The organism is Phytohabitans rumicis, from assembly GCF_011764445.1.
Taxonomy (GTDB): domain Bacteria; phylum Actinomycetota; class Actinomycetes; order Mycobacteriales; family Micromonosporaceae; genus Phytohabitans; species Phytohabitans rumicis.
This window is the reverse complement of the sequence record NZ_BLPG01000001.1, coordinates 2689470-2703668: the sequence shown is the minus strand read 5'-3', so window position 1 is coordinate 2703668 and position 14199 is coordinate 2689470. Positions and strand designations below refer to the sequence as shown.

The following is a 14199-nucleotide window of genomic DNA, read 5'->3' as shown; positions in this document are numbered from 1 at the left end:
CGAGCGCTTGCGGTTGACCGTGACCATACGGTGTCCTTGGTCGCCTTGCGCCTGACACAGTTGCCTGACAGCTACCGTATTGACGTGCCCCTGGTCGCCGCTGCGGTCTGTCCCTATCCGCCCATGATCGTCCCAGAGATCGCCAGCGGCGCGGCCCCCGAATTGGCGGGGTTGCGCGCCGCATGCGACGTGGCGATACGCCGGATCGCCTCGTCCGGCGCCCGGTCGCTGCTGGTCCTGGGTAGCGATTCATCGACAATAGACTATGTATCTCCGACCCGGGGGTCCTTTTCGCCGTGGGGGCTGCCCGACGGCGATCCGCGCACTCCGCTGCCCCTCAGCCTTTCGGTTGGTGCCTGGTTGGTCAATCGGGCACTGGGTCAGAACCACACCTACCGGATGGCCACCGTCGCCGCGGACGAACCGGCCGATGGATGCGTGAGGTTCGGCCGCCGCCTCGGGGATGACGGCGATCCATGGGCGCTGCTCGTGATGGGGGACGGGTCGGCGTGCCGGGGCATCCAGGCCCCCGGGTACGACGACCCGCGCGCCAAGCCGTACGACGAAATGGTCGCGCGGGCCTTGGCGACGGCGGACCTGGACGCCCTGCTCGGGCTGGACCCGGTGCTGTCCGCGGAGCTGATGGTCGCCGGGCGGGCGCCATGGCAGGTGCTGGCCGCGGCCGCCGCCGGCGGGCGGTGGCGGGCCACCCTGGAGTACGACGACGCGCCCTACGGCGTGGCGTACTTCGTGGCGACCTGGGAGCGGGTGTGAGCGTCATCGCCGTGGTGGGGCCGACCGCGGCCGGTAAGTCGGCGCTGAGCATCGCGCTCGCCCACGCGCTCGGCGGCGAGGTGGTCAACGCCGACTCGATGCAGCTCTACCGGGGCATGGACATCGGCACCGCCAAGCTCACCCCGGCCGAACGCGAGGACGTGCCGCACCATGTGCTCGACATCTGGGCGGTGACCGAGCCGGCGAGCGTCGCGGCGTACCAGCGGCTGGCCCGCGCGGCGGTGGACGGCATCCGGGCGCGCGGCCGGGTGCCGATCGTGGTCGGCGGCTCCGGGCTGTACGTGCGGGCGGTGCTGGAGGAGTTCGAGTTCCCGGGCACCGACGCGGCGGTTCGCGCGCGCCTCGAAGACGACCTGTCGGCGAACGGTCCGGCGAGTCTGTACGAGCGCCTGCGCGCCGCCGACCCGGCCGCGGCCACCAAGATCCTGCCCAGCAACGGCCGGCGGATCGTCCGGGCGCTGGAGGTGATCGAGCTGACCGGGGCGCCGTTCACCGCGTCGCTGCCCGATCCCAAGCCCTACTACGACGCCATCCAGATCGGCGTCGACCGGCCCGACGTGGCGGTCCGGGTGGAGACGCGGGTGGACCAGATGTTCGCGGACGGGCTGGTCGAGGAGACCGCGGCGCTTGCCGAGCAGGGCCTGCGGGACGGGCGCACCGCCAGCCGGGCGCTCGGCTACCAGCAGGTGCTGGCGTACCTGGACGGCGCCGCCACGCGGGACGAGGCGCGGGACGAGACCGTGCGCGCCACCCGGCGGTTCGTGCGCCGGCAGCGCACCTGGTTCCGCCGCGACCCGCGGATCGGGTGGCTCGACGCGACCCGCCCGGATCTCGTGGCGGCCGCACTCGCGCTTGCGGGATGATGGCGCTGTGCGTTTCCTCAAGGGCCATGGCACCGGCAACGACTTCGTGATCCTGCCGGACGCGCCGGAGCTCACGCCGTCGCTGGTGGCGGCGCTGTGCGACCGGCGGTTCGGCATCGGGGGCGACGGCGTCCTGCGGGTGGCGCGCTCGTCGCTGCCGGGCGTGGACTGGTTCATGGACTACTGGAACTCCGACGGGTCGCTCGCCGAGATGTGCGGCAACGGGGCCCGGGTGTTCGCGCGCTACCTCGAGTCCGCCGGCCTCGCGGCCGGCACGGTGCCGATCGAGACCAGGGCCGGCGTCGTGCGCGCGGTCATCGGCGAGCAGACCATCTCCGTCGACATGGGCCTGCCCAAGGTGTACGGCGAAAGCACCGCCACGGTGACCGGCCGCGTGTACGAGGGGACCGCCGTCGACTGCGGCAACCCGCACCTGGTCTGCCCGTTGCCGGATGGGGTGTCGCTTTCGTCGCTGGACCTCGACCGGCCGCCGGCGTACGACCACGACTTCTACCCGGCCGGGGTGAACGTGGAGTTCTACGAGCCGGTGGCGCCCGCCCACGTACGCATGCGCGTCTACGAGCGCGGCTCCGCCGAGACCCTGTCCTGCGGCACCGGCGCGGTAGCGGTGGCCACGGTGGCCCGCGGCGCGGCCTCCTCCGTCACCGTCGACGTTCCGGGTGGCCGCGTGCAGGTCCACTTCCCTCCCGACACCGTGTGGCTGGAGGGCCCGGCGGTCCTCGTCGCGGCGGGGGAGACCACCATCGCCGGGTGAGCGCGTCGCCGGCGTGGGGGTTGATCGATGCGAGTCGAGGTGTCAGACTGCGTCCTTGGGAACGCTCCCAACGACAATAATCGATACCTCGGAGGTTTTCCCATGCGCTGGACTCGCGGCGTGCTGATCGGCGCGGCTGTGCTGGCTTTCGCCACCGGATGCGGCACAGCGCCCGGCGAAGGACCCACCGCCACCAACCCGATGGTGGCGCAGTCGGCGGTGCCCGGCACCCCCGTGTCGAACGGCCCGAACGTGGCGGAGGCGCTCGACACCGCCAACAGCCAGTTCAAGCTGCTCGCCGACGGTGACTGGGCCGGCGCCTGGGGCCTGTGGACCGACGCGGCCAAGAAAGAAGTACCGCAGAAGGACTTCGAGAAGGTCAACAAGACCTGCCCGGCGGCGCAGAAGGGCGTGAAGATCGACCTGCAGGAAGTGAAGCCGGTGAGCATGGAACTGGTGGAGCTGACCTGGCGCCAGGGCGACAAGGTGGGCCACAGCGCGCTGCGGCTGACCGGCAAGAAGTGGCAGTACGAACCCGCTGGCGAAACGTTGGTCGAGTACGCCTCGGGCGCCGACGCCGCGATCGCCAAGCGCAAGTCCTCCTCGACCTGCTAACCCCCCACGCCGTCGCGCGGCAGGCCCTTGCACCGCCGCGCGTCGGGCCCCTGCCGCGTCGTGCGCCGCGTCGTGCGGCAGGCCCTTGCCGCGTCGTGCGGCAGGCCCTTGCCGCGTCGATCAAGGACTTGCCCGTCGATCAAGGGCATACGGTCGTGCTTTGATCTCCAAACCACGGCCGTATGCCCTTGATCGACGCAGAGGGCCTTGATCGACGCGGACGAGCGGGCGCCGTTCCCCGGTGCCGCCCCGCGCCGCCGGAACGGCGGCGCGGGGCGGCGGGGTTTCTCGCGGCGCGGCGCGGGCGGGTACTGGCGGCGCGGTGCCGCGGCCCTCACCGGGGCAGGGGCGGCGGGCTCTCCCGACGTCGATCAAGGAATTCCGCGTCGATCAAGGGCAAACGGCCGTGGTTTTGAGATCGAAGCACGGCCATATGCCCTTGATCGACGCACAAGTCCTTGATCGACGCACAAGTCCTTGATCGGCGCGCAGGGCCTTGATCGGCGCGACGCGGGCGGCGCAGCGCGAAGCGCAGCAGCGCGAGCAGCGCGGCGTGGGCGGCAGCCAGTGCGGCGTGGGTGGGTTAGCGGCCGGAGGCGGCGCGGACTGCCGCCGCTACCGCGGGAGCCACGCGCGGGTCGAAGACGCTGGGGACGATGACCGTGGGGTTGATCTTTTCCGATCCGACCACGTCCGCGATGGCCCGCGCGGCCGCGAGGGCCATCTCCTCGGTGAACTCCTCCGCGTGGGCGTCCAGCATGCCGCGGAACACGCCGGGGAAGGCCAGCACGTTGTTGATCTGGTTGGGCTGGTCGGAGCGGCCGGTCGCCACGATCGCGGCGTGCTTGCGGGCCTCCCGCGGGTCGACCTCGGGGTCCGGGTTGGCCAGCGCGAACACGATCGAGTCCTTGGCCATCGCGGCCACGTCGTCGCCGGTGAGCAGGTTGGGGGCGCTCACTCCGATGAAGACGTCCGCGCCCCGGACCGCACCGGGCAGGTCGCCGGCGTACCCATCCTTGTTGGTGTGCTCGGCCAGCCACTGCCAGGACGGGTTCATGTCGGCCAGCCCGCGGTGCAGGGCGCCCCGGCGGTCGTACGCGATGATGTCGCCGACCCCTGGCGGAGCAGCAGCTTCATGATCGCCGTACCCGCGGCGCCGGCTCCGGAGACGACCACCCGGACATCCGCGAGGCGCTTGCCCACGACGCGCAGCGCGTTCGTCAGCGCGGCGAGCACGCAGATCGCGGTGCCGTGCTGGTCGTCGTGGAAGACCGGGATGTCGAGCAGCTCGCGCAGCCGCGCCTCGATCTCGAAGCAGCGCGGCGCGGCGATGTCTTCCAGGTTGATCCCGCCGTACGCGGGCGCGATCGCCTGGACGATCCGCACGATCTCGTCGGTGTCCTGGGTGTCCAGCACGACCGGCCACGCGTCGACCCCGCCGAAGCGCTTGAACAGCGCCGCCTTGCCCTCCATCACGGGCAGCGAGGCGGCCGGGCCGATGTTGCCCAGGCCCAGCACGGCGGAGCCGTCCGTGACGACGGCCACCGTGTTGCGCTTGATGGTGAGCCGGCGGGCGTCTTCGGGGTTCTCCGCGATCGCGAGGCACACCCGGGCCACCCCGGGGGTGTACGCCCGGGACAGCTCGTCGCGGTTGCGCAGCGCGACCTTGGGGTGACCTCGATCTTGCCGCCGAGGTGCAGCAGGAACGTGCGGTCGGACACCTTGTGTACGTCCACGCCGGGCAGCACCTCGAGCGCCTTGACCACCTGGTCGGCGTGGGTGGAGTCGGCGGTGTCACAGGTGATGTCCACGGTCACCCGTACGTGGTCGGAGTCGACGACGTCGAGCGCGGTGACGATGGCGCCGGCTTCGCCGACGCAGGTGGTCAGGCGGCCGATCGCGGAGGCGTCGGCGGTGACACTGACCCGGACGGTGATCGAGAATCCGGCACTGGGCAGGCGGGTGGTCGGCACGATGCCATTCTTACCGCGCTCCTTAACCAGGTGCGATACGGGGGACGGCGTGCCACCATTGTCGGGTCGGGATTTATGGGACACGGTGGGAGATCAGCTTGCAGGACCTCGTTCTGTTGGACGACGACGCCACGACGGGTGCGCTGGAGCTGGAGGACCGCCATGCGCTGCGCCGCGTCGCGGGCCTGTCCACCGAGCTCACCGACGTCACCGAGGTCGAGTACCGGCAGCTCCGGCTGGAGCGGGTGGTCCTCGTCGGGGTCTGGACCGAGGGCACCGCCACCGACGCGGAGAACTCGCTCGCCGAGCTGGCCGCCCTCGCCGAGACCGCCGGTTCGCAGGTGCTCGAAGGCGTCATCCAGCGGCGCAACCGCCCGGACCCGGCCACGTACGTCGGCCGCGGCAAGGTCGAGGAGCTGGGCTCGGTGGTCGAGTCCAGCGGTGCCGACACGGTGATCTGCGACGGGGAGCTGTCCCCGTCCCAGCTGCGTAACCTGGAGCAGCGCACCAAGGTCAAGGTCATCGACCGCACCGCGCTGATCCTCGACATCTTCGCCCAGCACGCCAAGAGCAAAGAGGGCAAGGCCCAGGTCGAGCTGGCGCAGCTCGAATACCTGCTGCCGCGGCTGCGCGGCTGGGGTGAGGCGCTGTCCCGGCAGACCGGCGGCAGCGGGCGCGGCGGCGGCGCCGGGGGCGGCGTGGGTCTGCGCGGTCCCGGTGAGACCAAGCTGGAAACGGACCGCCGCCGGATCCGCACCCGCATCGCGCGGCTGCGTCGCGAGATCAAGGGCATGCGCACGGTACGCCAGACGATGCGCGCCAGCCGCACGCGCAACCTGGTGCCCGCGGTCGCCATCGCTGGGTACACCAACGCCGGCAAGTCCAGCCTGCTCAACCGGCTGACCGGCGCCGGCGTACTGGTCGAGGACGCGCTCTTCGCCACGCTCGACCCGACCACCCGCCGCGCGGAGACCGGCGACGGCCGGGTCTACACGCTGTCCGACACGGTCGGGTTCGTCCGGCACCTGCCGCACCAGATCGTGGAGGCGTTCCGCTCCACGCTGGAGGAGGTGGCCGACGCCGACCTGGTCGTCCACGTGGTCGACGGCGCCCACGCCGACCCGGAGGGGCAGGTACGCGCGGTCCGCGAGGTGCTCGCCGAGGTGGGCGCCGACACGCTGCCCGAGCTGCTGGCCGTCAACAAGGTCGACGCCGCCGACGAGGAGACCCTGCTGCGGCTGAAGCGGACCTGGCCGGACGCGGTGTTCGTGTCCGCCCGCACCGGGCGCGGCATCGAGGAGCTGCGCGCCGCCATCGAGGCCCGGCTGCCGCGGCCGGCGGTGGAGGTGCTGGCCACGGTGCCGTACGACCGGGGCGACCTGGTCGCCAGGGTGCACAGCCGGGGCGAGGTGCTCGCCACGACGCACACCGAGCAGGGCACGCGGATCCACGTGCGCGTGGACGAGGCGCTGGCTGCGGAATTGGCACCGTTCGCTGACCCAGCGTGAGACGATCCGGGGTTACCCACGGGTTGCGGACGACATGCGACACTGAACGGATGCGTCGTGTGGTGTCCTCGGTGGTGGTCGCGCTGGGAGTGGTCGGCGCGAGCGTCGCCGTCGGCGCGGTGCCCGCGATGGCGGCGGGAAAGAAGGTCTGCACGATCCAGGACGAGCGGCTCGACGAGCTGTCCGGCCTGATCGCCACCAAGACCGGCTACATCACCATCAACGACAGCACCGACTCGTCCAGTCGCAAGCGTGTCTTCTACCTCACCAGCAAGTGCGGCATCTCGAAGAACGTGCCGTACAGCGGCAACGGTCCGCGCGACACCGAAGACCTGGCGATCTCCCCGGACGCCAAGACGCTCTGGATCGCCGACGTCGGCGACAACCCGGACAGCAACCCGCGCCGCACCAACGTGGCGCTGTGGTCCATGCCGGTCGGCGGGGGCTCGGAGCCGGTCATCCACCGGGTCGCGTACCCCGACGGCAAGGCGCACGACGCGGAGGCGCTGCTCATCGGGGCCAACAACGTCCCGGTGATCATCACCAAGACGGCAGGGAAGGCTGAGCTCTACAGCCCGGCCGCGGCGCTGAAGAAAAACAACGAGACGCCGGTCGCCCTCGCCAAGGTGGGCGAGGTCACGCTGCCCAAGACCGAGACGGAGAACGTCTTCGGCGCCCCCGGCCGGCTGCTGGTCACGGGCGCGGCGCGGTCGCCCGACGGCACCAAGGTCGTGCTGCGCACCTACGCCGACGCCTTCGAGTTCGACGTGACCGGCGGCGACATCGTCAAGGCGATCACGACCGGCAAGCCCCGGATCACCCCGCTGGAGACCGACCAGTTCGGCGAGGCCATCGCGTACAGCGCGGACGGAAAGTCGTTCCTGACCGTGTCGGATCTCGGCACGCTCGACGAGGACATCAAGAACGACCTGCTGCGCTACACGCCGTCCGTGGCCGCGCCCCAGGCGACCAAGGCCGCGTCGATCGGCGGCGGCGCCAACGGCGGCGGGAGCGACCGGTCCTGGCTCGACGACATCACGCTGCAGCAGATCACTTATCTGATCGGCGGGGTCGGCCTCCTCGGCGCGCTGCTGGTCGGCGCGGGCGTCTTCGGCATCCTGCGGGCCCGCCGCCGGCCGCCGGCCGCCCCGGTCGGCGCGAAGGCCGGCCAGGACGACACCCCGAGCCCCACGGTCGGCCGCCAGCCCGTCCCGGGCGCGGCCGTCGCGGCGGTCGCGGTCGAGGATCGCTACGGGGGGTACGACGACGCGAGTTGGGATCGCCGGCCGGGCGGCTTCGACGACGGGTACCGGTCGGAGCAGCCGGCACCCAACGACTACCAGCCGGCGGGGCAGGCGTACGGCGCGCCCGCCCGACCGCCGGCCGGCAACGTCTACGGCGGCGGCGTCAACGGGGGCAACAGTGGCAACGTGTACGGCGGCGGCCAGTATCACCAGCCGCCACCGCCCGAGGCCCCGCCCGCCGGCGGCACGTACTCCGGTGGGGTGTACGGCCGCCCGCAGGCGGGTCCGAGCGGCGTCTACCCGGACGAGTACTAACTACTCACTTGACCCGGCGGAGCACGGCGACCACCCGGCCGAGGATGGTGGCGTCGTCGCCCGGGATCGGGTCGAAGGCCGGGTTCTGCGGCATCAGCCACACGTGCCCGTCCCGCCGCCGGTACGTCTTCACGGTCGCCTCGCCCTCGATCATGGCGGCGACGATCTCACCGGCGTTGGCCGTCGGCTGCTGGCGTACCACGACCCAGTCGCCGTCGCAGATGGCCGCGTCGAGCATCGAGTCGCCCTTGACCTGGAGCATGAAGACCTCGCCCTCGCCGACCAGCTCGCGCGGCAGCGGGAACACGTCTTCGACCGCCTGCTCGGCCAGGATCGGGCCACCGGCGGCGATCCGGCCCAGCATCGGCACGTACGCCGGGGCCGGCCGGGCGGCGCGGGCCGTCTCGTCGTCCATCAGGTCGCTCGGCGGCCGTACGTCGACGGCGCGCGGCCGGTTGGGGTCGCGCCGCAGGAAGCCCTTTCGCTCCAGCTCCTTGAGCTGGTAGGCGACGCTCGACGGGGACACCAGGCCGACCGCCTCGCCGATCTCGCGGACGCTGGGCGGGTAGCCGTAGCGCTCCACCCAGTCCCGGATGAACTCCAGGATGCGCCGCTGTCGGGCGGTGAGGTCGGCGGTGACCAGGTCGGGGAACGAGCTGACCACCGGTGTGACGGCGCGCAGCTGGGGCCCGCCCTCAGCGCGTGACCGGGTCGCCCCGCGCCGCCGGCCGCTCGTCGCCGTGGAGCCGGTGGCCTTGGCGCTCTTGAGCTGAGGCGGCGTCTGGCGGCTGCCTCCGTCGTCGGTCGACACGGGTCTGTCCTCCTGGTCGGCGATGGCGCCGGTGACCCTCGCTTGTGGATGGTGCCGCAGGGTCCCGGATCGGTTGACTCACCGTATCGGCAAGATTAGCCAGTTTCAAACATCTGTACGACCTAACCCCGGCGTGTCGCGCTTTGAGGCTCGACATCCGCACGTGTGTTCTGGTAAACCATCGTACGTCCGTTCGATCGAACTTCTGTTCGACCTGTGAGGGGCCGCGATGAACGCGTTGGAGAGCCTAAGCGGAATTCGGGTCGAGCACCGCCGGGTGCGACCCCGGCTCCTACCGATGTCCGTGGGTGACCGACGGGTCAATGCCAAGCCGAGACTACGCCTGACCCGCCGGGGCGGGTCGTGGTGCTGATCTTCTTTCTGGCGCTCGCCGCCGGTGTCACCGCCCTCGCGGCGACGGCGTCCCGCGCCGCCGATCCGCCCGGCGCGCCGGCCACGACGGTCGTGCAGCGGGGGACACGCTGTGGTCGATCGTCGACCGGCACCGGTTGCGCGGTGACCGGGTCGCGGTGATCGAGGAGATCCGCCGCCTCAACAACCTCGACGGCTACACCGTCCGGGTCGGCCAGGAGTTGGCCCTACCTCGTTAGGGCCTGTGTCGAAGTGGATGACCGGGCTGCGGCGGACCCAGACGACGACCGGCGGCACCGGGCGGAAGGCCGCATACAACACCGGTATGTGACCTTCCGCCCGGCACCACCGGACCGCCGCCTGGGCCTCGCCTCGCTCCGGCCCCCACTTCGACACAGACCCTTACGGTGAGACGCCCGACACCACCGGCAGGATCGGCCGTTTAACTTGCGTTGGGCCGCCGGCTGGCATAACGTCGACCCCTAGATGTAGTAGTTACAAGGCTGTAAGTTGTCCACAGGTTGGGTTTCGCTTCCCACAGCTTTCCCACACGGTATGCACAGCGGTGTCCACAGGCAGTGGCCGTCCGCTGCGTATCGGCGTGCCCGAAAACTGTCGGGGGTGGGCATAGCCTTCAGGTTGCTGAAGGGAGGTGTGTCGATGCGGTGTCCGTATTGTCGGCACGCCGACTCCCGGGTCGTCGACTCGCGAGAGGCCGATGACGGCCAGCTGATCCGCCGTCGCCGGGCCTGTCCCGAGTGCGGCAAGCGGTTCACCACGGTCGAGGAGGCGGTCCTGGCCGTGGTCAAGCGCAGCGGGGTGACCGAGCCGTTCAGCCGGACGAAGATCATCGGGGGCGTGCGCAAGGCGTGCCAAGGCCGGCCGGTCGACGAGGACGCGATCGCGCTCCTCGCGCAAAAGGTCGAGGAGACCGTCCGGGCCAAGGGTGCGGCGGAGATCCCGAGCCACGAGGTGGGGCTGGCCATCCTGGGGCCGCTGCGCGAGCTGGACGAGGTCGCCTACCTGCGGTTCGCGAGCGTCTACCGCTCGTTCGAGTCGTTGGGTGACTTCGAGCGGGAGATCGCGACGCTGCGCGCCGCCGCGGAGGCGCGCGAAAGCGCCGCCGCCGGGCGTACTCCGTAGTTCTTTTTGATTTAGGTTCTCAGGTTCCGTCCGAGGGGCATGTGTGATGTCGGGGGAAGGCGTGACAACAGGTAAGGGGCGTACGGCGCGCGGCACGGTCGGGGGGCTGAAGGTCGAGCGGGTGTGGACCACCGAGGGTGTCCACCCCTACGACGAGGTGGCCTGGGAGCGCCGTGACGTCGTGATGACCAACTGGCGCGATGGCTCGATCAACTTCGAGCAGCGGGGCGTCGAGTTCCCCGACTCCTGGAGCGTCAACGCGGCCAACATCGTGACGACCAAGTACTTCCGGGGTGCGGTCGGCACGCCACAGCGGGAGTGGTCGCTCAAGCAGCTCATCGACCGGGTGGTGAAGACCTACCGGGCGGCGGGGGAGCAGCACGGTTACTTCGCCTCGCCGGCCGACGCCGAGGTCTTCGAGCACGAGCTGACCTGGATGCTGCTGCACCAGGTGTTCAGCTTCAACTCGCCGGTGTGGTTCAACGTGGGCACCGCGTCGCCGCAGCAGGTCAGCGCGTGTTTCATCCTGGCGGTCGACGACTCGATGGACTCGATCCTCGACTGGTACAAGGAGGAGGGCCTGATCTTCAAGGGCGGGTCCGGCTCCGGCGTCAACCTGTCCCGGATCCGGTCGTCCCGGGAGCTGCTATCAAGCGGCGGCACCGCGTCCGGCCCGGTGAGCTTCATGCGTGGCGCCGACGCGAGCGCCGGCACGATCAAGTCCGGCGGCGCCACCCGGCGCGCGGCGAAGATGGTCATCCTGGATGTCGACCACCCTGACATCGAGGAGTTCGTGGTCACCAAGGCGCGCGAGGAAGACAAGATCCGGGCGCTGCGCGACGCGGGCTTCGACATGGACCTGGGCGGTAAGGACATCGTCAGCGTCCAGTACCAGAACGCCAACAACTCCGTGCGGGTGTCCGACGAGTTCATGCGGGCCGTCGAGGAGGGCAAGGGCTTCGACCTGCGGGCGCGGCTCGACGGGTCGGTCATCGAGACGATCGACGCGAAGAAGCTCTTCGCCTCCATCGCCCAGGCGGCCTGGGAGTGCGCCGACCCCGGCCTGCAGTACGACGACACGATCAACGACTGGCACACCTGCCCCGAGACCGGGCGGATCACCGCGTCCAACCCGTGTTCGGAGTACCTGCACCTGGACAACTCCTCGTGCAACCTGGCCTCGCTCAACCTGATGAAGTTCCTGCGGGCCGACGGCGGCTTCGAGGTGGAGCGGTTCGTCAAGTCGGTCGAGTTCGTCATCACCGCGATGGACATCTCGATCTGCTTCGCCGACTTCCCGACGGAGAAGATCGGCGAGACCACGCGGGCCTACCGGCAGCTCGGCATCGGATACGCCAACCTCGGCGCCCTGCTGATGGCGTCCGGCCTGCCGTACGACTCGGAGGGTGGCCGCTCGGTCGCCGCCGCGATCACCTCCCTGATGAACGGCACCGCCTACCGCCGCTCGGCCGAACTGGCCGGCGTCGTCGGGCCGTACGACGGATACGCCCGCAACGCCGAGCCGCACAAGCGGGTCATGCGCAAGCACGCCGCGGCCAACGACGCGATCAAGCCGACCGGCTCGGTGGCCACCGCGATCGTCCGCGAGGCCACCAAGCAGTGGCAGCAGGGCAACAAGCTCGGCGAGAAGAGCGGCTGGCGCAACTCGCAGGCGTCGGTGCTGGCCCCGACCGGCACGATCGGCCTGATGATGGACTGCGACACGACCGGGGTCGAGCCCGACCTGGCGCTGGTCAAGTTCAAGAAGCTGGTCGGCGGCGGCTCGATGCAGATCGTCAACCAGACGGTGCCGCGGGCGCTGCGCTCACTCGGCTACCCGAGGAGCAGGTCGAGGCGATCATCGAGCACATCTCCGAGCACGGCCACGTGGTCGACGCGCCCGGTCTCAAGACCGAGCACTACGCGGTCTTCGACTGCGCCATGGGCGACCGGTCGATCGCGCCGATGGGCCATGTGCGGATGATGGCGGCGGTGCAGCCGTTCATCTCCGGCGCCATCTCCAAGACGGTCAACATGCCCGAGTCCGCCACCGTCGAAGACGTCGAGAAGATCTACTACGAGGGTTGGAAGCTGGGCCTGAAGGCGCTGGCCATCTACCGCGACAACTGCAAGGTGGGCCAGCCGCTGTCGGTCGCCAAGCCGGCCTCGGCTTCGGTGCCGGCCGTGGTGACCCGGAGCCGGTGGTCGAGTACCGGCCGATCCGCAAGCGGCTGCCGAAGAAGCGCCCCTCGGAGACGGTCTCCTTCTCGGTCGCCGGTGCCGAGGGCTACCTCACCGCGTCGTCGTACCCGGACGACGGGCTGGGCGAGGTCTTCCTCAAGATGTCCAAGCAGGGCTCCACGCTGGCCGGTGTGATGGACGCCTTCTCGGTGGCCATCTCCATCGGCCTGCAGTACGGCGTGCCCCTGGAGACGTACGTCAGCAAGTTCACCAACATGCGGTTCGAGCCGGCGGGCATGACCGACGATCCCGACATCCGCATGGCCTCCTCGGTGATGGACTACATCTTCCGGCGGCTGGCCCTGGACTTCCTGTCGTACGAGCGCCGGGCCGAGCTGGGCATCTTCACCGCCAAGGAGCGCGCCGCCCAGGTGGCGGCCGAGGCCGAGGGCCAGATCGACATGGCCGGCATGGCCGCGTCGGCCCCGGTGTCGGCGCCGATCGTCGCGCCGGCCGTGTCCTCGCCGGACGAGCCGGTGGCGGCCAAGCCGGCACCCCACGTCGGCTCCTCGACGGAGCTGCTGGAGGCGGTGATCGGCAAGGCCGCGGACGCGCCGCTGTGCTTCACCTGCGGCACGAAGATGCGCCCGGCCGGCAGTTGCTACGTGTGCGAGGGCTGCGGCTCCACGAGCGGCTGCAGCTGAGGCTGTGAGACGTCGGGCGTCTGGTCGCGACCAGACGCCCGACGCGCTACTCCTTGAGGCGTTCCTGGAGGTGGATGGTTACCTCGTCGCCTTCCTGCTTGCCGATCGCCTTGCGGACGTCCGCCTTGACCGGCAGCTTGTGCGTGCCGTCGCCCAGCGCCATGAACGAGCTCCGGAACGGGTGACCGTCGATCGTCCCCGGATCTTGACGAGCCCCCGCGTGCCGAAGAACTCCGCCGACTCGGGCCAGACGACGTACGTCCAGCCGCCCTTGTTCGGGCTCTTCAGCAGCGTCGCGGTAAACACCTTGTCCATGGAAATCACCCCTCTCACAGGGTACGTAGAGGCGGGCGGGGCGATTTCGACATCGCTCAGGCGACCCGGGTGAAGTCCATGTACCAGTTCGTCTCCCACTCCGGCTCACCAGCGGAGGAGGGGGAGAACGCCTGCTCCCACCGCGCCGACGTCGGCGTGATGCGCGACCAGATGAAGCGCATCCGGACCGGCTGCCCCTCCCACACGTCGTCGCCCTGAAACTCGCCCACCCCGTCGACGAACCGGCCCACCACCGGTGGGTCCAGGTGCCCGGTGAGGCTGCTCGCCCAGTAGATCGACCACAGCTCGGTCGCCGGGTCATAGAGCCGGAACGAGGCGCCGCGCCGGCCCTTGGTCGGGAACTCGATCTCGTCGAAGCTGCCGGCGCCGCCGAAGAAGCTCTGCGCGACGGACCGACCGGGAAATTCCTCCCAGTCGTCGCCGCCGGCCAGGCGCTTGGTCAAATACCGGTTCGCCACGTCCCACGTGCCGACGAAGAAGTCGAAGTCATTCATGCCTCCGATCCTGGCGGCCGTACCTGACATCCAGTGGCAGGTAGGGTGGCATCCGTGCGCTTAGCTCCAC

At 70.4% G+C, this 14199-nt stretch carries 12 protein-coding genes and 2 pseudogenes; 10 read left to right on the top strand and 4 right to left on the bottom strand.

Translation table 11 applies throughout. The annotated features are described in order from the left end of the window. Positions 1–123 precede the first annotated feature (123 nt). The 4 genes from Prum_RS11645 (at position 124) to Prum_RS11630 (ending at position 3048) form a co-directional block, all read left to right on the top strand. Positions 124–774: a class III extradiol dioxygenase subunit B-like domain-containing protein gene (locus Prum_RS11645; protein WP_173076358.1), complete on the top strand. Its 651-nt coding sequence runs from the start codon at positions 124–126 to the stop codon at positions 772–774. Continuing rightward, positions 663–1658, top strand: a complete 996-nt coding sequence (miaA, locus tag Prum_RS11640; protein ID WP_173076356.1) for a tRNA (adenosine(37)-N6)-dimethylallyltransferase MiaA — start codon at positions 663–665, stop codon at positions 1656–1658. The genes Prum_RS11645 and miaA overlap by 112 nt, the downstream gene beginning before the upstream one ends. Positions 1659–1665: 7 nt before the next feature. After that, positions 1666–2433, top strand: coding sequence for a diaminopimelate epimerase (gene dapF, locus Prum_RS11635; RefSeq protein ID WP_173076354.1), 768 nt, complete (start codon positions 1666–1668; stop codon positions 2431–2433). Positions 2434–2553: 120 nt separating this feature from the next. Beyond that, a complete protein-coding gene (locus tag Prum_RS11630; protein WP_173076352.1) occupies positions 2554–3048 on the top strand; it encodes a hypothetical protein in 495 nt (164 codons plus the stop codon). A 583-nt stretch (positions 3049–3631) separates the two neighbouring features. Here Prum_RS11630 and Prum_RS11625 read toward each other — a convergent pair. After that, a pseudogene (locus Prum_RS11625) lies at positions 3632–5021 on the bottom strand (NAD-dependent malic enzyme). Between the two features lie 98 nt (positions 5022–5119). Between Prum_RS11625 and hflX the strand changes: the two are divergent. Both hflX and Prum_RS11615 read left to right on the top strand, forming a co-directional pair. Then, complete coding sequence (hflX, locus tag Prum_RS11620) at positions 5120–6529, top strand: GTPase HflX (protein ID WP_246277821.1); 1410 nt, start codon at positions 5120–5122, stop codon at positions 6527–6529. A gap of 50 nt (positions 6530–6579) precedes the next feature. Beyond that, the gene (locus Prum_RS11615; protein WP_173076350.1) at positions 6580–8088 is read left to right on the top strand and encodes a hypothetical protein; all 1509 of its coding nucleotides are present in this window, start codon (positions 6580–6582) and stop codon (positions 8086–8088) included. A 4-nt stretch (positions 8089–8092) separates the two neighbouring features. Here Prum_RS11615 and lexA read toward each other — a convergent pair whose 3' ends face one another. Then, the gene (gene lexA, locus Prum_RS11610; RefSeq protein ID WP_218577210.1) at positions 8093–8899 is read right to left on the bottom strand and encodes a transcriptional repressor LexA; all 807 of its coding nucleotides are present in this window, start codon (positions 8897–8899) and stop codon (positions 8093–8095) included. A gap of 509 nt (positions 8900–9408) precedes the next feature. On the opposite strand from lexA, the gene Prum_RS11605 reads away from it, so the two are divergent. From Prum_RS11605 to Prum_RS55025, 4 genes and pseudogenes are all read left to right on the top strand, one after another. After that, a complete protein-coding gene (locus Prum_RS11605) occupies positions 9409–9510 on the top strand; it encodes a LysM peptidoglycan-binding domain-containing protein (protein WP_173076348.1) in 102 nt (33 codons plus the stop codon). Between the two features lie 421 nt (positions 9511–9931). Continuing rightward, on the top strand, positions 9932–10414 hold the full coding sequence (gene nrdR, locus Prum_RS11600; RefSeq protein WP_173076347.1) for a transcriptional regulator NrdR: 483 nt from the start codon (positions 9932–9934) through the stop codon (positions 10412–10414). A 46-nt stretch (positions 10415–10460) separates the two neighbouring features. After that, positions 10461–12472: pseudogene (locus Prum_RS11595) on the top strand (vitamin B12-dependent ribonucleotide reductase); the annotation flags it as partial. Between the two features lie 143 nt (positions 12473–12615). Next, positions 12616–13299, top strand: a complete 684-nt coding sequence (locus tag Prum_RS55025; RefSeq protein ID WP_371871421.1) for a TSCPD domain-containing protein — start codon at positions 12616–12618, stop codon at positions 13297–13299. A gap of 46 nt (positions 13300–13345) precedes the next feature. On the opposite strand, the gene Prum_RS51285 is transcribed toward Prum_RS55025, so the two are convergent. Then, positions 13346–13462 (bottom strand): DUF1905 domain-containing protein, encoded by a 117-nt coding sequence (locus Prum_RS51285; RefSeq protein ID WP_246277820.1) that lies wholly within the window; start codon positions 13460–13462, stop codon positions 13346–13348. 208 nt (positions 13463–13670) lie between these two features. Further along, complete coding sequence (locus Prum_RS11585; protein WP_173076345.1) at positions 13671–14129, bottom strand: hypothetical protein; 459 nt, start codon at positions 14127–14129, stop codon at positions 13671–13673. Positions 14130–14199: the final 70 nt, after the last annotated feature.